Origin of the sequence: Paraburkholderia graminis C4D1M (assembly GCF_000172415.1) — a bacterium.
GTDB lineage: Bacteria > Pseudomonadota > Gammaproteobacteria > Burkholderiales > Burkholderiaceae > Paraburkholderia > Paraburkholderia graminis.
Map to the genome: position 1 here is coordinate 59,591 of NZ_ABLD01000027.1, position 22,525 is coordinate 82,115.

Genomic DNA, 22,525 nt, shown 5'->3' on the forward strand with positions numbered 1-22,525 from the left:
CGCGATAACTTACGTGTGTGATGCGGATGCCGATACAGCGACGTGCCGACGATGCGCCGCTCAGTTCGTCGTGCGGTCGTGGTGACTCGACACGAATTGCCGGAAGCGCTCGGACTTACAGTCGACGAATACTTCGTCGGGCGTACCGTCCGCTTCCACTTGCCCTTGATGCAGGAACATCACGCGGTTCGATACGTGACGCGCAAAACCCATTTCATGCGTGACGACCAGCATCGTGCGGCCTTCCTCGGCAAGCGAGCGCATCACGCGCAACACTTCGCCGACGAGTTCGGGATCGAGCGCCGAAGTCGGCTCGTCGAACAGCATGACCTTCGGATGCATCGCAAGCGCGCGCGCAATCGCCACGCGTTGCTGCTGGCCACCCGACAGATGCGCCGGATAGTGGCCGCGCTTTTCCGCGAGACCGACTTTCGCAAGCAGCGCCTCAGCTTCTTCGACGGATTCCGCACGGCTGCGTTTGAGTACGCGCATCGGTCCTTCTATCAGGTTTTCGAGCACCGTCATATGCGACCAGAGATTGAAGTTCTGGAACACCATGCCGAGTTGCGAGCGCACGCGATCCACCTGGCGGCGGTCGCTCGGTTGCAGCTTGCCGTCGCCGCGGCGTTTCATTTTCAGTTCTTCGCCGGCGAGCGCGACTGAGCCGTCGTCCGGTGTTTCGAGCAGGTTCAGGCAGCGCAGAAACGTGCTTTTGCCCGAGCCGCTCGCGCCGAGAATCGAAATCACGTCGCCTTGATGAGCGTCGAGCGAAATGCCTTTGAGCACATGATGATCGCCGAACGATTTATGAATGTTCTTGACCGACAGTGCAACGGGTGCCGTAGCGTTCATGGAATTCTCCAGGTTCATCCGGAATGGCGGCGCTTAAGGCGCGGCGCGGCGTGCTTCGGTGGTGGCAGACACGGGGCGGCTCGGCGCGGCAGACTTCGGCGCCGCGCGCAGATGCCGCGACAGACGCGTCTCAAGCATGCTGAGCGCGCGCACGATGACGAAGTTCAGGAACAGATAGATCAGCGCGGCGCAGATGAACACTTCCGTCGTGCGATACGTTTGCTGAATGATCTGCTGCGCGACGCCCGTCACTTCCCACACGGTGACGAGGCTCGCGAGCGCGGTCGATTTGACGAGCAGCACCGCTTCCGTCGAATACGCCGGCAAACACTGGCGTAATGCAATCGGGCCGATCACGCGGCGCAGCAGTGCGAAACCCGACAGGCCAATCGAATAGCCGGCTTCGATCTGCCCGACGGGAACGGCCATCAGGCCGCCGCGAATGATCTCAGCGGTATAGCCCGCCGTGCACAGCGCAAGCGACAACACCGCGCACATATACGGCTCGCGCAGCACCGGCCACAGAAAGCTCTCGCGAATTACGCCGAACTGACCCATGCCGTAGTACACGAGGAACATCTGGATCAGGAGCGGCGAGCCGCGGAACACGAGAATATAAGCGCGTGCAAAACGATTCGGCAGCCAGTGCGGCGACACGCGCATCGTGACGATCACGAGCGAGAGCAGTCCGCCGAGAACCAGCGAGCAGAAGAAAAGCCCGAGCGTGGTCGGCACGGCCGCGAGCAATTGCCGGATCGTGTCGAGCAGGAAGTCGAAGTCGAAATTCATGATGCGGCCGCCGTCAGTTGCGCGCGAAGTTGCGCTTGAAGGACCGGCCCACGCGCGCCTCGGCGCGGTTGAAGACCCGGTTCGAGATGCTGGTCATCAGCAGATACAGCGCGCCGCCCACCACGAAGAACGTGAAGTATTGATGCGTGGAGCCGGCCGCCACCTGACTCGTGCGCAGCAGTTCGGCGAGACCCGTCACCGAGATCAGCGCGGAGTCCTTCAGGCTCAGTTGCCACACATTGCCGATGCCCGGCAACGCGAAACGCAGCACTTGCGGAATGAGGATGCGGCGCGCCATGGTCAGCGTCGGCATGCCGATGGAACGCGCCGCTTCGAGTTCGCCGCGCGACACCGCGAGCACCGCCGAGCGATACACCTCGGCCTGATACGCGCCGGAAATCATGCCGACAGCAAGCGCGCCGATGACAAACGGCGGCACGCCGACAAAGCCCTCGGCGCCGAACCACTGGCCGACCGTGGTCACGAGCGTCGAGCCGCCGAAATAGAACAGATAGATGACGAGCAGTTCGGGCACGCCGCGAAACACCGTCGTATAGGTTTCGCCGATCACGCGCAACACGCGAAGACGCGACAGCTTGGCCGCCGCGATCAACGCACCGAACACGGCGCCGACCGCGAGCGCGGCCAGCGTGAGCGCGACGGTCATCAACGCCGCGAGCAGCAATACGCCGCCCCAGCCTTCCGGCCCGAAGCCGAGCATCTGTATCAGAGCCATTGCCTACCTCTCATTCATGACGGCCGATGCAACAGCCGCACGAAACAGCCGCACGCACGAGCTCGCGCCCGCACGTGCCGCATTCGTTCGACGCCTCGTGAATCAGGGCGTCACGTCGGTCTTGAACCACTTGGCGGAGAGCTTCTTGACCGTGCCGTCGGCGAGCGCCGCGCTGATCGCGGTGTCGAATTTCGCCTTCAGGTCGGCGTCCTGCTTGCGGAACGCGAGGCCTTCGCCCGGGCCCCAGATCGGGCCGCCGATCTTCGGACCGGCCATCGAAATCGACGCGGTTTCTTTCTTGTCGACGTTCGCCGCGTAATACGTGACGTCGTCGAAAGATGCGTCGATGCGGCCGTTCGCCAGATCGAGATCGCGCTCGGGCGAAGTCTTGTACACGCGGATCGTGGCGATGTCCTTGAAGCCTTCGTTGATGAACTTCGTGTAGACGGTGCCGGACTGGATGCCAATCGTCTTGCCCTTCAACTGCTTGCGCAGCGCGTCGACAGTCGGCTGATCGGCTTTAGCATCGCCCGAGAGTTTGACGACGGCGGCGCCAGGCGGGGCCTTTGGCAGCACTTTGGTATCAGCGACGGCGAAGGTCGCGGGGGTGGCCGCATACGGCTTCGAGAACGCGATGATCTTTTCGCGCTCCGGCGTGATCGAGATGGCGTCCATCAGCACGTCGAACTTGCCTGCTTGCAGGCCCGGAATCATGCCGTCCCAATCTTGCGCGACCAAGTTGCATTGCAGCTTGATGCGCTCGCAAAGATTGGCGACGAGTTCCGGTTCGAAGCCGCCGAGCTTGCCGCCAGGCAACGTCAGGTTCCACGGTGCGTAGCCGCCTTCGAGCGCGATCGTCACCGTCTTCCAGTCTTTGGCCTGCGCCGGTGCCGCGAAAATTGCCGCGGCGCCGAACACGGCGCCGATCAATGCTTTTGCTGCCGTCGTGCGTTTCACTTTCACGTCGAAACTCCTTGATGGGGGGAACCGTCGAGCCGAATGTTTACTGCCGCTGAATTTGTATAGACAAGTCTGCACGAGTCAAAAAGCAGTCGCAAGGGGATTCATGCGAAATCGCGCGAATCATCGGGTAAGCCCCTAGGCGCCCTGACAGGACGGGGCTTCTACGGACATGTTCGAAGAACGGCGAGCGCGCGACGAGATTAATTCATGCTCGCGTGTGGTGCGTTTTGTCTAGACAGGTTCATGCGTGCGCCGCAAATGTGCGGCGGCTTTGCGCGTCTACCAGATGAGAGGAACGAAGCGAAAACGCACGCGCGTCATGTACTCCCTATAGCCGTCGAGTTGTTCGGCGAGCACACGCTCTTCGCGCACCGCGCGCCAGCCGAGCCCGATCGTCATGAGAGGAACGAACGCGAGACCCCACCATGAGCCGAGCAGCAACGGCGTGCCGACGAACAACAGCAGCGCCGCCGAATACATCGGATGACGCGCGCGCGCGTAGGGACCGCTGTCGATCACCTTGTGACCGCGGCTCGCCTGAATCTTCACGACGGGCGCCGCATAGCTGTTCGCTTCGAACACGAAGCGGCACATGAAAATGCAAAGCGCCACGCAAAGCGAGCCGAGGCTCACCAGCGCGACGGGCAGCGGCGCGGACCAGTGAAAGCGCATCGCGTCGAGTCCTATCACGATCAGCCAGCCGCACCACACGCACGCCACGCCGATCATGAAGAGCCGGTCCCAGCGGCTTTGCTGTTGCTGCACGAACGGCGCGAGGCGCTCGGCGAGCAGGCCGGGATCATGGCCTGCGAGCCACACGCCGATCCACAAGCTCAATACGCCGAGTTCGATCAGATACCACCACGCCGCCGGCCACGCGAGCGTGCCGGCCGCGCCAAACAGCAGCACGCCCATGCCCGCGAGCCACAGCACGGTCTGGACGACGAGGCGCGCAATCATGGCATGGCCTTGTGCCGCGCTCACGCCGAATCGGCCCGAGTGCGCACGCGCTCGAAAATATCTGCGATGTCGATGTCCCCCGTGTTCAGACCGAAGCGCTCGCGCAAACAGGCCGCGAGTTCGTCCGCGCTCGCAAGGCGCTGCTCGCCGATGAGGCTGCCGTCTGCCGCGCGTTCGTTCACCTGGTCGTTGAGCAGCGTGAGCCGCGTCCCGGACAACACGCGGCATACGATCAGATTGCTCGCGAAGATCGCTTCCGGCGACGTCGACGTGTACCAGTTCGAGGTTTCGTAATCGATCCACTCGACCGGATGCAAGTCGAAGCGATACGCACGCGACCAGTTTTCATCGCGTGCCTGCACTTCGAGGTAGAGCGCGTCGCGCGACGCGTCCGCGAGCCGGAAGATGCCGAGGTCCGTGCGCTGCGCGAGACCTGGAGACAGACGCAGCGGCGACGTCAGCGTGACGCTGCCGAGACCCACGTCCGCGATCCATGCTTCGTTATCCAGATCGATACGCAGCACCATGTGCGTGCGCGGCGTCACCGCGCCGGGCTCGCGGCCCCACAGCACGCGCCCTATCAGCGGCGTCACACGAAAGCCCAACTCCTGCAGCACATTCGCGAGCAGCGTGTTCTGTTCGAAGCAATAGCCGCCGCGATGATCGTCGACGAGCTTTGTTTCGACGGATTCGAGGTCGAGCTTCACCGCGCGGCGCGTGAGCGGATTCAGGTTTTCAAACGGAATGGCCCGTGGATGCAGACGGTGAATGGCCTGCAGCACCTCGAGCGTCGGCGCGCGCGGGCCCGCATAGCCGATGCGCGCGAAGTAGTTGTCGAGATTCAATGTGTGTGACATTGGTGATCCGTTCGTGGCTTATGGGGTGTTACTGCGCGCCTCACTGCGCGCTCATTGCCCGCCGAGCGCCGACCTCGCGATCGACGGCACGCTGATTCCCTGGCTCGACGCAAACTGTACCGCGGAACTGAGCGTGGACATCAGCGATTGCAATTGCCCCGGCGCCGACTGCGCGATATACGACGCGCTTTGCATCGTCTGCGGATTCATCCCGGCCTGCAACAGCGACGAAGGGTTCATCTGCCCGATGCTGCCGAGCCCCGACTGCATGCTCGAATACTGGGTCACGCCTTTGGCGAGCGACGATAACCCGTCGGTGAACGCCTGCTTGTTCACCGGCGTTTGCGATGCGCCGCTCGCACCGCCTGCGCGGCTCGCGAAAGCCTGCGTGAGCGTTTGCGACAGCGACTGCTGCGTGCTGCCGACCTGCGTCAACTGACTGACCGACGGCGTGCCACCACTGCTTAGCAAGCCGGCTGCCTGCTGCGCCTGGCCGGCCGCGCCGCTCAGACCCATCGCGGACGCAAGCGTGGACTGTCCGCTCAGCACTTGCTGGTTCGCGCCCACGTAGGTCTGCAACAACTGCGAGAGCCCGCCGGGCGACGCGGCGGCGCCGGCATCCGCGGAACTGTCTCCGCCGCCAATGCCGAACTGCTTCAGATTCAGTTGTGCGTTCGCGGCGCCGCTTGCGAAAAGGCCAGCACTCGCCAGCAACGAAATCAGGAGGGTGCGCTTCTTCATCATGTAAGTCCTTGTAAGTGGGCTGCGGAAATCTCGTGCGGTTCGACAAACGCTGTCTCCGCGCGTTCGCGCGAATTCATCAATTTGTCAGCTTGCCGTGCGTCGGCCCGTCTCGTTGACGCACCCAGACTGCGTCGGTACGATCACGCCCATTCCGCAAGTCGCGCGAACCGATGCGTCGACGCACGCGTTAAACAGCCATTTAACCGCGCAAAAACACCCGGCAGTCGATAACAACATTAAAGGCTTTCGATGAAGCTCGCATCCTCCCTTCGACGCGTTGCGCTGCTGCGTGCAGGCCGTGAGTTCGCACGGTCGAGCGGCGCGACCGGCCGGCGCCCGCGCCTTTTTTCGCTGCGCCACGCGGCGTTGTATGTCGCACTCGCCTGGGCTTCCGTTTCAGGCGCGGCAATGGCGCAAACGAGTTCGGACACGGTGCGCGACGCAAGCGAAGCGAGCGGCGCGGATGCGAACAAAACGCCGGCCAACGAGACCGGTCTCTGGAACCGCGACCAGCTATTCGGCGACATGGGCGGCTTGCGTCCGTGGCTCGGCCAATACGGCGTGACGTTCGCGCTCACGGAAACGAGCGAACTGCTCGGCAACCTGCGCGGTGGACTGGCGCGCGGCGTCGCGTACGACGGCCTCACGACCGCGACCTTGCAACTCGACACCGAAAAAGCCTTCGGCCTGCCAGGCGGCCAGTTCAACGTCAGCGCATTGCAGATTCACGGCCGCAATCTCAGCACCGACAAGCTGGGCACATTGAACACCGCGAGCGGCATCGAAGCGGATGCCAGCACGCGCCTGTGGGAGCTGTGGTATCAGCAGTCGTTCCTGAACAAACGCGTCGACGTGAAAATCGGTCAGCAGAGTATCGATCAGGAATTCATCTCCAGCACGTACTCGGCGCTATTCATCAACACGATGTTCGGGTGGCCCGCACTGCCCTCGTACGACATGCCGTCCGGCGGCCCCGCGTATCCGCTGTCTGCGCTCGGCGTGCGCGTGCGCGGACAGATCACGCCTTCGTTGACGGCGCTCGCCGGCGTGTTCGACGGCGATCCGCTCGGCAACAACCCGAACAACCGCAGCGGCACCAACTTCAATCTGCATAACGGGACGTTGTTCATCGGCGAGCTGCAGTATGCGATCAATCAACCAGCCGATAGCGACGCCGCCGCGGCGCCAGGCGCAGCGCCAGGCGCAACCCGAGGCAGCCTGCCGGGCACCTACAAGATCGGGCTCTGGTACAACAACGGCCCCTTCGCGGACCCGCGCTACGATAACAACGGTGTGTCGCTCGCGAGTCCTGCGTCCAGCGGGGTTGCGGCGAACCATCGCGGCGATTACAGCTTCTATGCGGTGGCCGACCAGACCATCTGGCGGCCGAATCCCGGCGAGGCACGCAGCCTCGGCATATTCGCGCGTGTCATGGGTGCGCCGGGCGACCGCAATCTCGTGAGCCTCGCGGCGAATCTCGGCGTCGTGCTGAAAGCGCCGTTCGCGGGCCGCGACAACGATAGCGCGGGCCTTGCGCTGACGTATATCAAGATCGGCAGCCACACGCGCGGAATCGATCAGGATAACCTGGCATTTAGCGGCGGCCCGTACGGCGTGCGCACCAGCGAAACCGCGCTCGAAGCGACCTACCAGTATCAGATCGCTCCGTGGTGGATGCTGCAAGCGGACGCGCAATACACGTTCAACGCGGGCGCCGGGCAGAATCCGAATGATCCGACGAAGCCGCTGCGCAACACGTTCGTCGTGGGTGTGCGCACGAATATCGCGTTCTGATGTTTTTGATGTTGTCCGCGTCGCCGTTGTCCGCGTCGCCGTTGTCCGCGCAGCCGCGCGCGTGAACGGCGCTGCGCCGTGTCACGAAGCCGCCGCCGCTTACGCGCGCGGCTGCGCGCGCAGCGACAGATCCTGCACCATCTGCGCCGCCAGATAATCGCAAGTCGGCCGGTCCGACTTCGCGCTGCGCGCCACCACGATTTGGAGCGGCTCGATGTGCGGCAAGCCTTGCGCTTCGCCGAGAATGGCGAGCCGCGACGGCACGCTGCAGCGCGTCAGCGCAACCACCGACAAACCCGCGTCCACGGTGGCGACCAGGCCCATCAGGCTCGCGCTGCTGAAGGCCGCGCGGTAGCGAATCCGCGCGCCGTCAAGCGCGGCCAGCGTATGCTGACGCGCCACGCAGCCTGGCTCGTATAAGCCGACCGGCAATGGCGACGCCGCCAGCACCGGCGTATCGACGGAAGCGCCCACCCACACCATCGGCTCGCTGCGCACGAATTCGCCGCGCAGCTTGCGGTCGCGCGTGACGAAGGCAAGGTCGATCTTGTTGTCCGCCAGCATCGGCGCGAGCGACGTGCTCTGCGCGCAGACAATTTCAATTTCGACGTGCGGGTACAGGTTCGAAAAGCGCCGCAATACCGGCGACAACAGCGACGAGACGTAATCGTCCGGCGCACCGAGCACCACGCGGCCGGTCACCTCGGGCCGCACGATCGCGGACCACGCTTCTTCATGCAACGCGAGCACGCGCCTCGCATATTCGAGCAGCGTATTGCCGGGCCGCGTCAGCGAAAGATTGCGCGTGTTGCGCGCGAAAAGCGTCGTGCCGAGCATGGTTTCGAGCCGCTTGATCTGCATGCTGACGGCGGCCTGCGAGCGATGCACGGTCGTCGATGCCTTCGTGAAGCTGCCCGTATCCACGACTGCAACGAAGGTGCGCAGCAAATCGACGTCGAATTCCGGGTGCATGATTTATCAATGGCGCTTATGGAATTTCTCAATTTAATTCGTTTGTGCGTGGCCCGCAAGCGGCGCAATACTTCAATGCATCACCCAACGGAGATCTAACGGAGACGCGGCGCATGTCCCTCACCCAACGTCAACAAGGCGCGATCACACTGGCCGGCGGCGGGCTGCTGATGGGCACGCTCGGCGTGTTCGTCGAGGAAGCGCGGCTCGGCGCGCTGACACTGGTGTTTTTCCGCTGCCTGTTCGGCTTTCTGTCGCTGGCTGCATATTGCGCGTGGAAAGGCTACTTCACGCGCGCGCATTTCACGCGACGCACGCTCACGCTCGCGCTCATCTCCGGCGTGCTGATGGTCACGCAGTGGGTCGGCTTTTTCGATGCGATCCATCGCACCAGCATTGCCGTCGCGACCGTGGTGTTTCATGTGCAGCCGTTCTGGGTCGTGCTGATCGGCGCGGCGCTCTTCAACGAACGGCTCGGCGCGGATCGGCTCGGCTGGATCGCGGCGGCCTTCGGCGGGCTCGTGCTCGCGTCGGGCGTGGCGGCCACGGAAAATCTGCAGGGCCATGCAAGCTACCTGATCGGCATCGGCGAGGCATTGGCCGGCTCGGTGCTCTATGCCAGCGTCACGTTGATCGCCAAAGGGCTCGGCAATTTGCGCCCGCACCTGCTGACGCTGATGCAATGTGCGGTGGGCGTGGTGTGCCTGCCGTTCATCGCGCCGCTCGCTGCACCTTTCGACGCCACGCATATCGAGCCGATGCAATGGTTCTGGATTGTCGGCATGGGCGTGCTGCACACGGGGCTTTCGTACGTGCTGATCTATGGCGCGCTGCCGAAGCTGACCACGCCGATCATCGCGGTGCTGCTGTTCGTCTATCCGCTCACCGCTATTGCCGTCGATGCGATCGTGTACGGCCGCGCGCTTTCATTGGCGCAGTGGGCCGGCATGGCGCTGATCGCGATCGCGAGCCTCGGCGTGAATCTCGGCTGGCCGCTCTTTTCGTTGCTGGGTTCGGGCGGGCGCGCGCGGCGACAGGCCGAGTGAATGGCGCGCGTACGGCTCGAGATGTAGCTGGTCGCGCAGCGGTCGTTCGGTACTCGCGCAGTACTCGCTCGGTACTCGCTCACTGGTCATAGTGAAACCGGCACGCGATCACATAGATCTTCCCATCTTTCGGCAGATACACGAGCCGATCGGCAAACGTGATGCGGCGCGACCAGAAACCGCTCAGGCTGCCGACGAGCGGCTCCGGTTTTCCCGTGCCGATAAACGGATCGCGCCGGCACTCCTCCAGCAACGCATTGATCTTGCGGACGACCTTGCGATCGGTCTCCTGCCAATACACGTAGTCGTCCCAGGCGTCGTCGGTAAACATAAAGATGCTGTCAGCCTTTGCGGCGTGTTCGTTGCGGCTTTTGTGTCGGATCATCGGTCAGCAGTTCGCGCGGGGCCGCACCGCCGGCATTCAACTGGGCAATGGATCGCGCGAGCCGCTGGGCATTCTTCGACGAACTCAGCAGGTACAAGGTCTCCTGCATCGCGTTGAAGTCTTCCAGCGACACCATCACCACGTTTTCGCCACTTTGTCTCGTGATGAGCATCGGTGCGTGGTCGCGGCAGACTTCATCCATTGCCGGCTTAAAGCCGGCTCGGGCCTCGCTGTAAGTAAGGACGTTCATGGGTTATCCGGCCTGCGAGGTTGCCCTCCGGCCACTCCTGTCAAAAGTTAGAAAACGCTTCCGCCGCCGCGGTTTGCCTGCCCTTGCGGTTGCGGGTCGGGCTGGCGATTTGCGGCTGCCGGTCGAAGCGTGGCGCAAAAGAAAAGACTTGGGGCCACGGCGACCATTGTACAGACTGCTGTACAGCGCGGCAAACATCGAACCGCGGACGAACGCACCTTCTAACGAACAGCAGCATGCCTCTCCACGACCGCCTGCGCCAGTCGGCCGAATGGCCAGGGGCCACGCCGAGCGGCCCTTTCGCCTTGCTGGACGGTGCGTTGCGCTTGTCTGTGGCGCGAACGAAATCACAAACAGACGAGCGACTAGCGCGAGCGCTGTCAGAGCGAGCGGCAAGCCCATCGCATGCACGCGAAAAGACGCCGCGACAATCAGAAAATTCACGCACTCACCGCTGAGCGGTCCGAACGATGCCGCCCACGAAACGCCCGCGCCGCCCACGCAAAAAATCTCCGGGTTTGCCCGCGTTTAAATACCTCGTTTTTGTATATAATATTTGAACCATGAGCGACACAACCACCGACCTTCTCCCCTTGGACACCCCGGCGCGCGCCCCGCTGCTGCGGGCGGCCGCACCGCGCGAAAGCACGTCCCGCGTGATCGCCGACGCGTTGCGCGAAGCGATTATCGACGGCACGCTGGCGCCCGGCGCGCCGCTGCGTCAGGACGCGATCGCGCGGCACTTCTCGGTCAGCGCGATCCCGGTGCGCGAGGCTTTGCGCCTGCTCGAAACCGAAGGCTGGGCGAAGGTCGCGGTGCACAAAGGCGCGACGGTCGCGCCGTTGTCGGCGGATGAGGCGCGCGAAATCTACGAGATCCGTTCGGCGCTCGAGAGCCTTGCAATCGGACTCGCCATTCCGAAGCACACGGCCGCCACGTTGCGCGAATGCGCCGCGCTCGGCCGGGCGGCGGAGCGCGAGGCGGACCCGTCGCTCTACGTCGCGCGCAACGCGGCGTTTCACATGAGCCTGTATGCGCCGGCCGCGCGTCCGCAGCTCGAAGACCTGATTCGCGTGCTGCATCGGCGGGGCGAGCGTTACTTGCGCCTGAAGTTCGGCTTGCCGTCCTACAAGGGCGAATCCGACGATGAACACACCGAATTGCTCGACGCCGTGCGGCGCCGCGACGTGCCGGCCGCCCAGGCGCTCGTCGTCGCGCATCTGCTCGGCACGGGCGAACTGCTGCACCGTTTCCTGACCGAACGCGCGCAGGCGGAAGCCGCGCTCGCAAGCCAACCCAAGCCGCGCGGCCGTCCGCCGCGCGCTACTACCGGGAGTTGATTGAGCCGATGAACGCACCCGCCGAAGCACCATCCGCCGCACGTTCGTGGACCACGCGCCGCGACGAAAAAAAGCGCCGCCTCGCGGCCATCGCGCCGTGGCTCGAAGACGGCGTGCTGCCGTCCACGCGCATCGTCGATGCGCTCGAGACGCTGATCCAGCCCGGCGACCGCGTCGCGCTCGAAGGCGACAACCAGAAGCAGGCCGACTTCCTGTCGCGCTCGCTGGCCAAGGTCGATCCGCAGAAGCTTCACGATCTGCATCTGCTCATCTCGAGCATCAGTCGTCCTGAGCATCTGACGCTGTTCGAGCGCGGCATCGCACATAAAGTGGATTTTGCGTTTGCCGGCCCGCAAAGCCTGCGCGTCGCGCAACTGCTCGAAGACGGGCAACTGGAGATCGGCGCGATTTATACGTACGTCGAACTGTATGCGCGCATGTTCGTCGACCTCACGCCGCATGTCGCGCTGCTGTGCGCGGAAAAGGCCGACCGTCACGGCAATCTCTACACCGGTCCGAATACCGAGGACACACCCACCATCGCCGAGGCGGCCGCGTTTCGTCATGGCATCGTGATCGTGCAGGTCAACGAGATCGTCGACGAACTGCCGCGCGTCGATATTCCCGGCTCGTGGGTCGACGTGGTCGTGGAGGCGGACCGCCCCTTTGCCGTCGAACCGCTGTTCACGCGCGATCCGCGCCATATCGGCGACCTCCAGGTGCTGACCGCGATGATGGTGATACGCGGCATCTACGCGCCGTACGGCGTGACGTCGCTGAACCACGGCATCGGCTTCGACACCGCGGCCATCGAACTGCTGCTGCCCACTTACGGCGAGTCGCTCGGCCTGAAGGGCAAGATCTGCCGCAACTGGACGCTCAATCCGCATCCCACGATGATCCCCGCGATCGAATCGGGCTGGGTCGACAGCATCCATTGCTTCGGCAGCGAGGTCGGCATGGAGGCGTATATCGAGGCGCGCCCCGACGTGTTCTTCACCGGCAGCGACGGCACGCTGCGCTCGAACCGCGTGCTGTGCCAACTGGCCGGGCAATATGGGGTCGATCTATTCATCGGCTCGACGCTGCAGATCGACGCGGACGCCAATTCGTCGACGGTCACGCGCGGCCGCCTCGCCGGCTTTGGCGGTGCGCCCAACATGGGTCACGATCCGCGCGGCCGGCGTCATTCGAGCGAAGCGTGGCTCAAGCTGCTGAAAGATCAGGGGCCCGTGTCGCGCGGCCAAAAGCTCGTCGTGCAACTGGCCGAGACGTACAAGAAGGGCGGCGAGCCCACGTTCGTCGATGAACTCGACGCGGTCGCGGTAGGCGCGAAAAACGGCATGCCGATCGCGCCCGTCATGATCTACGGTGACGACGTGAGCCACGTCGTCACCGAGGAAGGCATCGCGCATCTGCACAAGGCCGAGGGCATCGACGAACGGCGCGCGGCGATTGCCGCGGTCGCCGGCGTGACGCCGATCGGCCTGCGCGCGAAGCCGGAAAAGACGGCGGAGTTGCGCCGGCGCGGCATCGTCGCGTATCCGGAAGATCTCGGCATTCGACGCGGCGAAGCGAAGCGTTCGCTGCTCGCGGCACGCAGCATCGACGATCTCGTCACCTGGTCGGGCGGTTTGTACGCGCCGCCGGCGCGCTTCAGGAGCTGGTGATGAGAGCCGCTGCTTTGTTGGAGCGCGAAGAGGCGCCATGCGTGTCCGCGATAGAGATGCCCGAGCCGCTCGCGCGAGCGTGTGCCTGGACCGAGCGCGACGACGCGCCGTATGCCCGGGCCACGCAAGCTCTGCATCCGGTCATGACAGCGGCCGCTGCTTCTGACGAACGTGTCGCGAAGCGCGCACAAGACTCATGCTCTGACTCGCAACTTGCCCATTACGCCGTAACCGCGCTGATCGACGAAGCCGAGCTCACGCCGAAGCCCGCGCTCGTCGACCGGCGCGGCAGCGGCGCGCATCGCGATCTCGACCTCGCCATCATGCGACGCTCGGCGCACGCGCTCGAGCCGACCTTCGCCGCACTCGCGCGCACGGCGCGGCGGCGCGGCGAGCCGTCGGCGCTATTGCGCGCCGAACTCGCGCAAATCGGCCGCGCGGGCGAGCAGGACATGCTGCGCGCGACCGGCGGCAGCAACGCGCATCGCGGCGCGATCTGGATCGTCGGGCTGCTGGTCGCGGGCGCGTCGTTCGCGGATGCCGCGCTCCGGCTCGACCCCTCGGCGATCTGCCGGCGAGCCGCGCAGATCGCCTGCTTCCCCGATCGCTTCGCAGCCGCCACCGACAGTCACGGCGAACGCGCGCGTCAACGCTATCAGGTCGGCGGCGCGCGCCGCGAGGCGCAGGAAGGCTTCCCGCATGTGATCGCCGTCGGCTTGCCGGCGCTGATCGCGGCACGCGAGCGCGGCATTGCCGAAGACGCCGCGCGCGTCGACGCCCTGCTCTCCATCATGGCCTCGCTCGACGACACCTGCCTGCTGCATCGCGCGGGTCTCGCAGGCTTGCATGCCGGCCAGCATGGCGCGCGGCGCGTGCTGCAAGCCGGCGGCAGTTCGACGCGCGCAGGCCGTGACGCGCTGGCCGCGCTCGAACGCGACTTGCTGTCGCTCAACGCATCGCCCGGCGGCGCAGCCGATCTGCTCGCCGCCACCCTTTTCCTCGACATGCTGGCGCATCACGACGTCAGCGGGAGCTGAGCCTCATGGAACATCTGACCTTCGACTATCCGGCGCAACGCGCCGTCACGGCCCGTGCGCACGTCGGCGTGGTGGGTTCGGGCGATCTGGAAGTGTTGCTCTCGCCCACCGATAATCCCAACGCGCTCGCTGCACATGTCGTGGTTCGAACGAGCGTCGACGGCTACAGCCATATCTGGAAAAGCGTGCTGGACCGCTTTTTCACCCGCTACGACGGCGCCGCGCAAATCGAAATCAACGACTTCGGCGCGACGCCGGGTGTGGTCGCATTGCGGCTCGCGGAAGCGGTCGAGGCCGCCGAACAGGGAGACGACGCATGAGCACGCCCGCGACTGTGCATGCCGCGCCGCTGCTGCGCGAGAGCTTCATCGAACTGCCCGCGCGTGAGCGCGCCCGCGCGCTGCTCGACCCGGGCAGCTTCCGCGAACTGCTCGGCCCGTTCGACAGGATCGAATCGCCGTGGCTGCCGCTGCAAGGCGTCGTGTGCCAGGCCGATGACGGCTGCGTGATCGCGCGCGGCACGATCGACGGCGAGCCCGCCGTGATTGCCGCGATCGAGTCCGCGTTCCAGGGTGGCAGCATCGGCGAAGTGTCGGGCAGCAAGATCGCCGCCGCGCTCGAGATGGCGTTGCGCGATTGCGAGCGCGGCAAGATCGTACGGCCGGTCGTGCTGTTCGAAACCGGCGGCGTGCGGCTTCAGGAAGCCAACCTGGGCCTCGCCGTAATCGCCGAGATGCAGGCGGCCATCGTCGCGCTGCGCCGGCACGTGCCGGTGGTCGGCGTGATCGCGGGCATGGTGGGCTGCTTCGGCGGCATGTCGCTGGCCGCGGCGTTGTGCTCGTATCTGGTCGTGACGAAGCAGGGGCGGCTCGGCATGAACGGGCCCGAAGTGATCGAGCAGGAAGCGGGCATCGACGAACTGGATGCGTCCGACCGGCGCCGCGTGTGGCAGTTGATCGGCGGCGAGCAGCGCGTGGCGAGTTCGCTCGCAGACCAGCTCGTGGACGACGACGCCGCGGACGTGCGCGCCGCCGTGCATGCCGCGTTCGTGCAAGGCGTGCCGGCCGCGCATCGCAGCGAACAGGTCGACACGTTCTTGCAGCGGCTCGCGCGGATCGATCCGGCGAGCGTCACGCCGGAGAGCATGCGCGAGGTCTATGCAGCCGAAGCGACTCAAGCGCCACAATCCCACTCACGCAAGGAGCAAGCATGAGCGACACCTCACTGAGCCGCGGCGCGCGCTGGTTCCATGCGCTCGCCGGCGAATCCCGCAACGCGGCGCCCGTGTGGAGCGCCGACGCGCCGCTCGGCGGCGAAACCGCCCGCTTCATCACGGTCGTGCCCGACGCCGCCAACCGCTTTCCGCGCGCGACCGACAACGTCGTCGGACTCGAACAGGGCTGGCTGCTCGCGCGAGCCGTTCGCGAAGTGATCGCTGACGATGCGGCAAGCGCCACGCGTCGTCCGATCGTCGCGATCGTCGATGTGAAGAGCCAGGCGTACGGCTATCGCGAGGAAATGCTCGGCATTCATCTCGCGTGCGCCGCAGCGGTCGACGCGTATGCGTCCGCTCGCGATGCGGGGCATCCGGTGATTGCGCTGATCGTCGGACCGGCAATGTCGGGCGCGTTCCTCGCGCACGGTTATCAGGCCGATCGCATCGTCGCGCTCGACGCGCCCGGCACGATGGTTCACGCGATGGGCAAGGAAGCCGCCGCGCGCGTCACGCGCCGCACGGTCGAGGCGCTCGACGCGCTCGGCGAGACGATCGTGCCGATGTCTTACTCGATGGCCTCGTTCGCGAAGCTCGGTCTGCTCGATCAATTGATCGAAGGTATCGACGCCGACGCGCCGGACGCCGCGCAGATCGCGCGCGTGCAGCAGGTGTTGTGCGAACAGATCGGCAGTGCGCGCGCCGGCAGCCGCACGCTTGCGCGTCGGCTCGAATCCGCGGCGGCGCAGAAGAACCGCGCGGCGTCCATCGAAGTGCGGCGGCGTCTCGCCGAGCAATGGGATGCCGTGTAATGCCGATCTGCGCCGCGCCGCCGTTTGCAAGCGAGGCCGCTGCGTCGTGCGACGAACGCTGGCGCGCGCATGACTTGCTGCGCTTGCGGCGCCTCGCTGCATTCGACGGCGAACCCGACTGGGTGCGCGATGCGTTCGAGCGCGCGCCGTATGCGGTCGTGCGGCGCGCGCTCGCCGCGCCCGGCTTCGTTGCGATCGGCTTGCGCGGCGCGCAGCGGTCTCAGCGGTACGGCACGTGGGCCGCATCGACGGATATTGTCGAAGCCGTTTCGCCCGAGGCGTTGGTGCGAAACGAGCCCGATGCAACGCGCGCCGCGTTGCCCGCGTTCGTCGCGTTCGCCCGGTTGCAACGGGATGCACAAAGCGCACTCAACGCGCTTGTCTGGGGCCCGACCGGCAGCGTTGGTTTCGAACTCGCCACGCAAACGGCAGCAGTCACGCAATCGAGCGATCTCGATCTATTGATTCGGACACCGGAACGTTTGTCGCGTGAATGCGCGGCGGACTTGCTGAGCTATCTGCAAACGCTCGCGCGCGAAACCGGCATTCGCATCGACGCGCAACTCGAGACACCAGCAGGCGGCGTCGCGCTCGCCGAGTGGGCCGCCGGCAAGCCACGCGTGATGGCGCGTCATGCAAGCGGCCCGCAACTGCTTGCCGATCCGTGGGTCTGCGTTCATCGGACGGAACTCTGATGCTCGCGCTGATCTTCCCAGGCCAGGGCGCTCAGAGCGACGGCTTTCTGCATCGGCTGCCGTCGCATCCCGCCGTGCGCGCAACATTCGATGAAGCGTCCAGCGTGCTAGGCGCCGACGTGCTCACACTCGACACGCCCGATGCGTTGCGCTCGACTGTTGCCGTGCAATGCGGACTGACCGTCGCAGGCGTGGCGATCGCGCGTGCCCTCGCGAATGAAGGACTGACGCCGGACCTGAGCGCCGGTTTGTCGGTGGGCGCGTACCCGGCGGCGGTGAGCTGCGGCGCGCTCCCCTTCCCCGACGCTTTGAAGATGGTCCGCCGCCGCGCGGAACTGATGGAAGCGGCGTATCCATCGGGCTACGGTCTCGCGGCTGTTTCCGGCTTGACGGAGCATGAACTCGCCGCGCTCGCCGCACGGCACATCGACGAAGGCGAGCCGCCCGTTTATATCGGCAACGTGAACGCGCCGCGTCAGATCGTGATGGCGGGGGCGAACACCGCGCTCGATAGCTTCATCCACCGCGCTCTGGATGCAGGCGCGCGCAAGGCGACGCGTCTTGCGGTCAGCGTTCCTTCGCATTGCGAACTGCTCGCGCAAGCAAGCGACGAACTCAGCGCGTATGCGCGCACGATTCCGTTTCGCGCGCCGCAAAGCGTGTACATCGGCAATCGCGGCGGCCGTCCGCTGTATACAGCCGATGCGATTCGCGACGATCTCGCGACCAACATGCGCTACACCGTGCGCTGGTTCGACGCGCTCACCGTGATGCAGGAAATGGGTGCGCGCGTCACGATCGAGGCGCCGCCTGGCCAGGTGTTGACCGACATCGCGCGCGAGCATTATCCGGAGATGGCCGCGCTTGCAGCGAGCACGCTTCCGTTTGAACGGCTCGCCGCGACGGCGCGGCGGCGCCTCGAACGCGAGTAGCGAGCCGCGCTTCATGCAGCGCTTGATCTAGCGCTTTTCGATCAACTGCCGCCCCATCGCTTTCGCATACTGATCGCACGCATTGCGTGCGACGCGCGCGGCCGCCAGCACGCCGACGTCCGCGTCGTCGCGGTAGTACATCGCTACATTGATCGGCGGCGGCAGCGGGCGCACCTGCAAGTGCCCCAGTTCTCCGCTCCCGAGAAACGGCTCGACGAAAAGCGCGGGCACCGCCGCGATGCCATAGCCGTCGCGCAAGAGCTTCACGATGACCGCCACGGAAGGCATGCACGTCACCTGCGTCTCGGCAAACGGCACGCCGGCACGGCGCGCAAGCGTCTGCACGATAGCCTCGACGGCGATTTGCGGCGCGGTGCCGCGGCCGAACGTCAGCACCGGCTTGCTCAACAGCGTGTCGGCATGCTTCGCGCGAGTCGCGGGGATGAGGTCGCTGCGCGCGATCCAGCGCACCGGATAACTCGCGAGCAGCGCGGATACGATCGACGTCTCCAGCTCTCCCACTTCTTCCACCTGAATCACGAGATCGAGTTCGCCCGCGCGCAGACGAGGGCCGAGCACCGCGCTTGAATCCACGGTCAAGTCCACGACGATGCGGTGGTACTCGAGGTTCAGCATGCGAATGTAGTCGGGCAGCCAGCTATGCACGACCGTTTCGATCACACCGAGGCGCAGACGCGTCGCCAATTGCGTTTCGTCCTGCGCGGCGAGTTGCAGCGAGCGCGTGGCCTGCACGACCGAGCGCGCATGCGCGAGCAGACGCTCGCCGTTTGCCGTGAGCTTGAACTCGGGCGCGTCGCGCTCGATCAATTCGACGCCAAGCTCGGATTCCAGCGTTTTAATACGCAACGAAATCGCGGCGGGGGTGGCGTGCATCGCGGTCGCCGTCGCGCGAAAACTGCCGAGCCGCGCGAGCGTGAGAAACGTTTCGACGAAGCGGGTATTCATTGCATGAGGTCTCGCGATAACGAATGAGGCGCGAATGAGACGCGAATGAGACGCGAATGAGGCCCACGATCATCGCCGGAAAACGGGTCGCGCCGCCGTTAAGTTTAATTTAACGAATCGCAAGAAAAACTCGCTGGATCGATATTTTTGACGTTACTAATCTGGAACGCATCAGAAGGCCAGTCCCGTCAACTTCAGTCGAGCAGTTCATGTCCTACACGCCATCCGAGTTTCGTCAGCAAGTGCGCAGCGGTCCCCTGTCCGGTCCCACCGCGGGTTATTGCGGCGACTATGCGCAAGCCAATCTCGCCATTCTTCCGCAGCAATACGCTGGCGATTTCCTGCGTTTTTGCACGCTCAATCCGAAGGCGTGTCCGTTGCTCGGCATCGGCGAACCGGGCGCGTGGCGCGTGCCCGCACTCGGCGCGGATCTCGACATTCGCAACGACGTGCCGGCGTTCTATGTGTATCGCCACGGCGAACGCGCGGAGGAAGTGCGCAGCCTCGATGAACTGTGGCGCGACGACCTCGTCGTGTTCGCGATCGGCTGCTCGTTTTCATTCGAGGAAATGCTGCGGCGCGAAGGCATCGGTCTGCGTCATATCGAGCAGCAGGTCAATGTGCCGATGTATCGAACGCGCGAGCCCAATGTGCGCGCCGGCGTGTTCGGCGGCAATCGCGTCGTCTCGATGCGTCCGATGAAAGCCGCCGACGCCATCCGCGCGATTCAGATCACGAGCCGCTTTCCTGCTGTCCACGGCGCGCCGGTGCATATCGGCGATCCGTCGTTGATCGGCATTCGCGATCTGTCGCGGCCCGATTTCGGCGATGCGGTCGACATCCACGACGACGAACTGCCGGTGTTCTGGGCCTGCGGCGTCACACCGCAAGCCGCGATAGAAAGCGCGCGCCTGCCATTTGCGATCGCGCACAAGCCGGGGCACATGCTCGTCACCGACATCCTCAACACCACGCTCGCCGTGATCTAGCGCGGCGCCATTTCATCCGCAAGCCGCGCGCGAAGACGCGGTCCATCACGACGACCGGAGTTCAAGCATGGAAACCGAAGCGCAGTTGACCGCGGACGCCGAGCGCTACGGCGCGTCCGGCGCGGGGAAAGGCCCGTTCGCATGGTATCGGCGGATCTCCGCGGCCGAGAAGCGTGCGTTCTGGAGTTGCAAGATCGGCTACGTGCTCGACGCAATGGACACGCAGTTCCTGAGCTTCGTGATTCCGACACTGATCGCGACGTGGGGCATCACGCGTGGCGACGCGGGACTGATCGGCACCGTCACGCTGCTGAGTTCCGCGGTGGGCGGATGGGCAGCGGGCGTACTGTCCGATCGCGTCGGACGAGTGAAGACCTTGCAGATCACGATCCTCTGGTTCGCCGTTTTCACGCTGGCGTGCGCGCTCGCGCAGAACTTCTCGCAGTTGCTGTGGGCGCGAGGATTGATGGGACTCGGCTTCGGCGGCGAATGGACGGCGGGCGCCGTGCTGATCGGCGAAGTGATTCGCGCACGCGACCGCGGCAAGGCGGTGGGGCTCGTGCAGGCGGGATGGGCGATTGGCTGGGGCGTGTCGACGTTGCTCTTCATGGCCGTCTTCTCGCTCGTTCCCGCCGACTACGCGTGGCGCGTGCTGTTCGCGATCGGCATCGCGCCGGCGCCGTTCGTGATCTGGATTCGCCGCTTCGTCGAAGAACCGGAGGTGCATCGGCGGCAGAAAGAGGCGCAGGATGCGGCGCAGGCGCGTCCTTCGCTGTTTGATATTTTCCGCGGCGACATCGTCTGGACGACATTGCGCGCGTCCATTCTCGCGACGGGTGTGCAAGGCGGCTACTACGCGGTGACGACGTGGCTGCCGACGTATCTGAAGACGGAGCGGCACCTGAGCGTGATCGGCACCGGCAGTTATCTTGGCGTCGTGATCGTCGGATCGTATTGCGGGTATCTGACGGGTGCGTATGTGAGCGACCGTATTGGCCGCAAGCGCGCGTTCATTGCGTTCGCCCTCGCTTCGTGCGCGATTGCATCGATCTACACGCAGCTTCCGCTAGATAACTTCTCGATGCTGATGCTCGGCTTCCCGCTCGGGTTCTGCGCGTCCGGTATTTTTTCAGGCATGGGTGCGTTCCTGACCGAACTGTTTCCTACGCGCATTCGCGGTTCGGGCCAGGGCTTTTGCTACAACTTCGGCCGCGCTGTCGGTGCGACCTTCCCGTTCCTGATCGGCTACGTGTCGCAAACGATGACGCTCGGCCACGCAATCGGCGCATTCGCGGCGGCGGCCTATGGAATCGTGATTCTCGCCGCGCTTACGCTGCCGGAAACGCGAGGCCGGGCGCTCGACGACTAAAAAAGCGCGCCCCTGCCACCCTCTTTAGTGCGAGGCTCAGGCCTGTTCGGGCGCGCGGCCTATCACATGCGAGTCGGTTGCTGCCGACGCTTCTCCATGCGCGCGTTCGCGTCCCGACGTGACGACCGCGCCGGTGCCGCCGGGACGCCGCACTGACTTCGCATGCCGTTCGATCAGCCGCTGCAGCAGGCAGAAAGCGCACAGCAGCGCGCCGATCACGATGCGGGTCCACCAGGAACTGAGCGTGCCGTCGAACGTAATCAGCGTCTGGATGGTGCCCAGAATGCCGACGCCGAACAGCGATCCGACCACATAGCCGACGCCGCCCGTCAGCAGCGTTCCGCCGATCACGGTCGCGGCAATCGCGTCGAGTTCCATGCCCTGCCCTTGCAAGCCGTAGCCGGACAGCACATAGAACGTGAACACCGCGCCACCGAGCGCCGAGCAGAAGCCGCTCAGCGCATACACGCCGATGCGCGTGTGCGCGACCGGCAAGCCCATCAACAGCGCGGAGCGGGCATTGCCGCCCACCGCGTACACATTGCGGCCAAAGCGCGTGAAGTGCGCGATAAAAATGGCGCCGACGAGCGCGACGAACGCGATCAGCACGTTCGCGGTCACGGAGCCGATGCCGATGTCCAGACGGAATGCGGAGATCGCGTGGAAGGTCGGATCGGTGATCGTGATCGACTGCGTGGTGATCAGAAAACACAGGCCGCGCGCGAAGAACATGCCGGCGAGCGTCACGATAAACGCCTGCAGACGAAAGAAGTGAATCAGCGCGCCCTGCACGGCGCCGAACACGGTGCCCATCAGAAGAACGATCGGCAGAATGATCCATACCGACACATGCAGCCGCTCGGACAATACCGCTTCTACAATCGTAGTGAGCGCAACGACGGAACCGACGGACAGATCGATCCCGCCCGACACGATCACGAACGTCATGCCGATGGCGACAATCAGCAGGAACGCGTTATCCACCAGTAGATCGAGCAGCACCTGCCACGAGAAAAAGCCTGTGTACATGACCGAGCCGAAGCCGAACAGCGCGCAGAACAGCAGGATCGTAACCGCGATGGGCAAGGTGCGCGGATCGACGATATGCGCCCACGCTGCGAACAATCGTCTCATCGTGCCACCCCGCGTGATCG

24 protein-coding genes are annotated in these 22,525 nt (G+C 64.9%); 12 read left to right on the top strand and 12 right to left on the bottom strand.

All coding sequences use genetic code 11. The features are described from left to right. Positions 1-60: 60 nt before the first annotated feature. The 7 genes from BGRAMDRAFT_RS28520 to BGRAMDRAFT_RS28550 all read right to left on the bottom strand — a co-directional run bounded on the left by BGRAMDRAFT_RS28520 (position 61) and on the right by BGRAMDRAFT_RS28550 (position 5,898). A complete protein-coding gene (locus BGRAMDRAFT_RS28520; protein ID WP_006052365.1) occupies positions 61-852 on the bottom strand; it encodes an ABC transporter ATP-binding protein in 792 nt (263 codons plus the stop codon). A 33-nt stretch (positions 853-885) separates the two neighbouring features. After that, positions 886-1,641 carry an ABC transporter permease gene (locus tag BGRAMDRAFT_RS28525; RefSeq protein ID WP_006052366.1) on the bottom strand — a complete coding sequence of 252 codons (756 nt, stop codon included), beginning with the start codon at positions 1,639-1,641 and terminating at the stop codon, positions 886-888. A gap of 13 nt (positions 1,642-1,654) precedes the next feature. Further along, positions 1,655-2,377, bottom strand: a complete 723-nt coding sequence (locus BGRAMDRAFT_RS28530) for an ABC transporter permease (RefSeq protein ID WP_006052367.1) — start codon at positions 2,375-2,377, stop codon at positions 1,655-1,657. A 102-nt stretch (positions 2,378-2,479) separates the two neighbouring features. Then, the gene (locus BGRAMDRAFT_RS28535) at positions 2,480-3,340 is read right to left on the bottom strand and encodes a transporter substrate-binding domain-containing protein (RefSeq protein WP_006052368.1); all 861 of its coding nucleotides are present in this window, start codon (positions 3,338-3,340) and stop codon (positions 2,480-2,482) included. A 279-nt stretch (positions 3,341-3,619) separates the two neighbouring features. Next, positions 3,620-4,300, bottom strand: coding sequence for a methyltransferase family protein (locus tag BGRAMDRAFT_RS28540; RefSeq protein ID WP_006052369.1), 681 nt, complete (start codon positions 4,298-4,300; stop codon positions 3,620-3,622). A 20-nt stretch (positions 4,301-4,320) separates the two neighbouring features. Beyond that, positions 4,321-5,157, bottom strand: a complete 837-nt coding sequence (locus BGRAMDRAFT_RS28545) for an arylamine N-acetyltransferase family protein (RefSeq protein ID WP_006052370.1) — start codon at positions 5,155-5,157, stop codon at positions 4,321-4,323. 51 nt (positions 5,158-5,208) lie between these two features. Then, positions 5,209-5,898, bottom strand: coding sequence for a hypothetical protein (locus BGRAMDRAFT_RS28550; RefSeq protein WP_029971796.1), 690 nt, complete (start codon positions 5,896-5,898; stop codon positions 5,209-5,211). Between the two features lie 252 nt (positions 5,899-6,150). Here BGRAMDRAFT_RS28550 and BGRAMDRAFT_RS28555 point away from each other — a divergent pair, with 252 nt between their 5' ends. Next, a complete protein-coding gene (locus BGRAMDRAFT_RS28555; RefSeq protein ID WP_083803860.1) occupies positions 6,151-7,695 on the top strand; it encodes a carbohydrate porin in 1,545 nt (514 codons plus the stop codon). Positions 7,696-7,794: 99 nt separating this feature from the next. Here BGRAMDRAFT_RS28555 and BGRAMDRAFT_RS28560 read toward each other — a convergent pair whose 3' ends face one another. Further along, positions 7,795-8,667 (bottom strand): LysR substrate-binding domain-containing protein, encoded by an 873-nt coding sequence (locus BGRAMDRAFT_RS28560; protein WP_006052373.1) that lies wholly within the window; start codon positions 8,665-8,667, stop codon positions 7,795-7,797. Between the two features lie 113 nt (positions 8,668-8,780). On the opposite strand from BGRAMDRAFT_RS28560, the gene BGRAMDRAFT_RS28565 reads away from it, so the two are divergent. After that, positions 8,781-9,713 carry a DMT family transporter gene (locus tag BGRAMDRAFT_RS28565; protein WP_006052374.1) on the top strand — a complete coding sequence of 311 codons (933 nt, stop codon included), beginning with the start codon at positions 8,781-8,783 and terminating at the stop codon, positions 9,711-9,713. 79 nt (positions 9,714-9,792) lie between these two features. Here the strand turns inward: BGRAMDRAFT_RS28565 and BGRAMDRAFT_RS28570 are convergent, their stop codons facing one another. Both BGRAMDRAFT_RS28570 and BGRAMDRAFT_RS28575 read right to left on the bottom strand, forming a co-directional pair. Then, positions 9,793-10,044, bottom strand: coding sequence for a Txe/YoeB family addiction module toxin (locus tag BGRAMDRAFT_RS28570; RefSeq protein WP_006052375.1), 252 nt, complete (start codon positions 10,042-10,044; stop codon positions 9,793-9,795). Positions 10,045-10,054: 10 nt separating this feature from the next. After that, on the bottom strand, positions 10,055-10,348 hold the full coding sequence (locus BGRAMDRAFT_RS28575; RefSeq protein ID WP_006052376.1) for a type II toxin-antitoxin system Phd/YefM family antitoxin: 294 nt from the start codon (positions 10,346-10,348) through the stop codon (positions 10,055-10,057). A gap of 563 nt (positions 10,349-10,911) precedes the next feature. Between BGRAMDRAFT_RS28575 and BGRAMDRAFT_RS28580 the strand changes: the two genes are divergently transcribed. The 8 genes from BGRAMDRAFT_RS28580 to mdcH all read left to right on the top strand — a co-directional run bounded on the left by BGRAMDRAFT_RS28580 (position 10,912) and on the right by mdcH (position 18,047). Further along, positions 10,912-11,688 carry a GntR family transcriptional regulator gene (locus BGRAMDRAFT_RS28580; RefSeq protein ID WP_006052377.1) on the top strand — a complete coding sequence of 259 codons (777 nt, stop codon included), beginning with the start codon at positions 10,912-10,914 and terminating at the stop codon, positions 11,686-11,688. A gap of 8 nt (positions 11,689-11,696) precedes the next feature. Continuing rightward, on the top strand, positions 11,697-13,358 hold the full coding sequence (gene mdcA, locus BGRAMDRAFT_RS28585) for a malonate decarboxylase subunit alpha (RefSeq protein WP_006052378.1): 1,662 nt from the start codon (positions 11,697-11,699) through the stop codon (positions 13,356-13,358). Positions 13,359-13,501: 143 nt separating this feature from the next. After that, positions 13,502-14,395 (top strand): triphosphoribosyl-dephospho-CoA synthase, encoded by an 894-nt coding sequence (locus BGRAMDRAFT_RS28590; RefSeq protein WP_044021937.1) that lies wholly within the window; start codon positions 13,502-13,504, stop codon positions 14,393-14,395. A 5-nt stretch (positions 14,396-14,400) separates the two neighbouring features. Further along, complete coding sequence (locus BGRAMDRAFT_RS28595) at positions 14,401-14,715, top strand: malonate decarboxylase subunit delta (protein ID WP_006052380.1); 315 nt, start codon at positions 14,401-14,403, stop codon at positions 14,713-14,715. Beyond that, entirely contained in the window at positions 14,712-15,608 is an 897-nt protein-coding gene (locus BGRAMDRAFT_RS28600) for a biotin-independent malonate decarboxylase subunit beta (RefSeq protein WP_006052381.1), read from the top strand. Before BGRAMDRAFT_RS28595 ends, BGRAMDRAFT_RS28600 begins: the two co-directional genes overlap by 4 nt. Further along, positions 15,605-16,420, top strand: a complete 816-nt coding sequence (mdcE, locus tag BGRAMDRAFT_RS28605; RefSeq protein ID WP_006052382.1) for a biotin-independent malonate decarboxylase subunit gamma — start codon at positions 15,605-15,607, stop codon at positions 16,418-16,420. Before BGRAMDRAFT_RS28600 ends, mdcE begins: the two co-directional genes overlap by 4 nt. After that, the gene (locus tag BGRAMDRAFT_RS28610) at positions 16,420-17,115 is read left to right on the top strand and encodes a malonate decarboxylase holo-ACP synthase (RefSeq protein WP_006052383.1); all 696 of its coding nucleotides are present in this window, start codon (positions 16,420-16,422) and stop codon (positions 17,113-17,115) included. The genes mdcE and BGRAMDRAFT_RS28610 overlap by 1 nt, the downstream gene beginning before the upstream one ends. After that, on the top strand, positions 17,115-18,047 hold the full coding sequence (gene mdcH / locus BGRAMDRAFT_RS28615; RefSeq protein WP_006052384.1) for a malonate decarboxylase subunit epsilon: 933 nt from the start codon (positions 17,115-17,117) through the stop codon (positions 18,045-18,047). Before BGRAMDRAFT_RS28610 ends, mdcH begins: the two co-directional genes overlap by 1 nt. A 27-nt stretch (positions 18,048-18,074) precedes the next feature. Here the strand turns inward: mdcH and BGRAMDRAFT_RS28620 are convergent, their stop codons facing one another. Further along, entirely contained in the window at positions 18,075-19,013 is a 939-nt protein-coding gene (locus BGRAMDRAFT_RS28620; RefSeq protein WP_006052385.1) for a LysR family transcriptional regulator, read from the bottom strand. 209 nt (positions 19,014-19,222) lie between these two features. Here BGRAMDRAFT_RS28620 and BGRAMDRAFT_RS28625 point away from each other — a divergent pair, with 209 nt between their 5' ends. Both BGRAMDRAFT_RS28625 and BGRAMDRAFT_RS28630 read left to right on the top strand, forming a co-directional pair. Next, positions 19,223-20,002, top strand: coding sequence for a putative hydro-lyase (locus tag BGRAMDRAFT_RS28625; RefSeq protein ID WP_006052386.1), 780 nt, complete (start codon positions 19,223-19,225; stop codon positions 20,000-20,002). 67 nt (positions 20,003-20,069) lie between these two features. Beyond that, the gene (locus BGRAMDRAFT_RS28630) at positions 20,070-21,371 is read left to right on the top strand and encodes an MFS transporter (RefSeq protein WP_006052387.1); all 1,302 of its coding nucleotides are present in this window, start codon (positions 20,070-20,072) and stop codon (positions 21,369-21,371) included. Between the two features lie 36 nt (positions 21,372-21,407). On the opposite strand, the gene yjfF is transcribed toward BGRAMDRAFT_RS28630, so the two are convergent. Further along, a complete protein-coding gene (gene yjfF, locus BGRAMDRAFT_RS28635; protein WP_006052388.1) occupies positions 21,408-22,505 on the bottom strand; it encodes a galactofuranose ABC transporter, permease protein YjfF in 1,098 nt (365 codons plus the stop codon). Positions 22,506-22,525: the final 20 nt, after the last annotated feature.

Bases quoted from the DNA above. Each gene is read 5' to 3' on its own strand.
- BGRAMDRAFT_RS28520 (WP_006052365.1), bottom strand. From the start codon at position 852: ATGAACGCTACGGCACCCGTTGCACTGTCGGTCAAGAACATTCATAAA.
- BGRAMDRAFT_RS28525 (WP_006052366.1), bottom strand. From the start codon at position 1,641: ATGAATTTCGACTTCGACTTCCTGCTCGACACGATCCGGCAATTGCTC.
- BGRAMDRAFT_RS28530 (WP_006052367.1), bottom strand. From the start codon at position 2,377: ATGGCTCTGATACAGATGCTCGGCTTCGGGCCGGAAGGCTGGGGCGGC.
- BGRAMDRAFT_RS28540 (WP_006052369.1), bottom strand. From the start codon at position 4,300: ATGATTGCGCGCCTCGTCGTCCAGACCGTGCTGTGGCTCGCGGGCATG.
- BGRAMDRAFT_RS28545 (WP_006052370.1), bottom strand. From the start codon at position 5,157: ATGTCACACACATTGAATCTCGACAACTACTTCGCGCGCATCGGCTAT.
- BGRAMDRAFT_RS28550 (WP_029971796.1), bottom strand. From the start codon at position 5,898: ATGAAGAAGCGCACCCTCCTGATTTCGTTGCTGGCGAGTGCTGGCCTT.
- BGRAMDRAFT_RS28555 (WP_083803860.1), top strand. From the start codon at position 6,151: ATGAAGCTCGCATCCTCCCTTCGACGCGTTGCGCTGCTGCGTGCAGGC.
- BGRAMDRAFT_RS28560 (WP_006052373.1), bottom strand. From the start codon at position 8,667: ATGCACCCGGAATTCGACGTCGATTTGCTGCGCACCTTCGTTGCAGTC.
- BGRAMDRAFT_RS28565 (WP_006052374.1), top strand. From the start codon at position 8,781: ATGTCCCTCACCCAACGTCAACAAGGCGCGATCACACTGGCCGGCGGC.
- BGRAMDRAFT_RS28570 (WP_006052375.1), bottom strand. From the start codon at position 10,044: ATGTTTACCGACGACGCCTGGGACGACTACGTGTATTGGCAGGAGACC.
- BGRAMDRAFT_RS28575 (WP_006052376.1), bottom strand. From the start codon at position 10,348: ATGAACGTCCTTACTTACAGCGAGGCCCGAGCCGGCTTTAAGCCGGCA.
- BGRAMDRAFT_RS28580 (WP_006052377.1), top strand. From the start codon at position 10,912: ATGAGCGACACAACCACCGACCTTCTCCCCTTGGACACCCCGGCGCGC.
- mdcA (WP_006052378.1), top strand. From the start codon at position 11,697: ATGAACGCACCCGCCGAAGCACCATCCGCCGCACGTTCGTGGACCACG.
- BGRAMDRAFT_RS28590 (WP_044021937.1), top strand. From the start codon at position 13,502: ATGACAGCGGCCGCTGCTTCTGACGAACGTGTCGCGAAGCGCGCACAA.
- BGRAMDRAFT_RS28595 (WP_006052380.1), top strand. From the start codon at position 14,401: ATGGAACATCTGACCTTCGACTATCCGGCGCAACGCGCCGTCACGGCC.
- BGRAMDRAFT_RS28600 (WP_006052381.1), top strand. From the start codon at position 14,712: ATGAGCACGCCCGCGACTGTGCATGCCGCGCCGCTGCTGCGCGAGAGC.
- mdcE (WP_006052382.1), top strand. From the start codon at position 15,605: ATGAGCGACACCTCACTGAGCCGCGGCGCGCGCTGGTTCCATGCGCTC.
- BGRAMDRAFT_RS28610 (WP_006052383.1), top strand. From the start codon at position 16,420: ATGCCGATCTGCGCCGCGCCGCCGTTTGCAAGCGAGGCCGCTGCGTCG.
- mdcH (WP_006052384.1), top strand. From the start codon at position 17,115: ATGCTCGCGCTGATCTTCCCAGGCCAGGGCGCTCAGAGCGACGGCTTT.
- BGRAMDRAFT_RS28620 (WP_006052385.1), bottom strand. From the start codon at position 19,013: ATGAATACCCGCTTCGTCGAAACGTTTCTCACGCTCGCGCGGCTCGGC.
- BGRAMDRAFT_RS28625 (WP_006052386.1), top strand. From the start codon at position 19,223: ATGTCCTACACGCCATCCGAGTTTCGTCAGCAAGTGCGCAGCGGTCCC.
- BGRAMDRAFT_RS28630 (WP_006052387.1), top strand. From the start codon at position 20,070: ATGGAAACCGAAGCGCAGTTGACCGCGGACGCCGAGCGCTACGGCGCG.
- yjfF (WP_006052388.1), bottom strand. From the start codon at position 22,505: ATGAGACGATTGTTCGCAGCGTGGGCGCATATCGTCGATCCGCGCACC.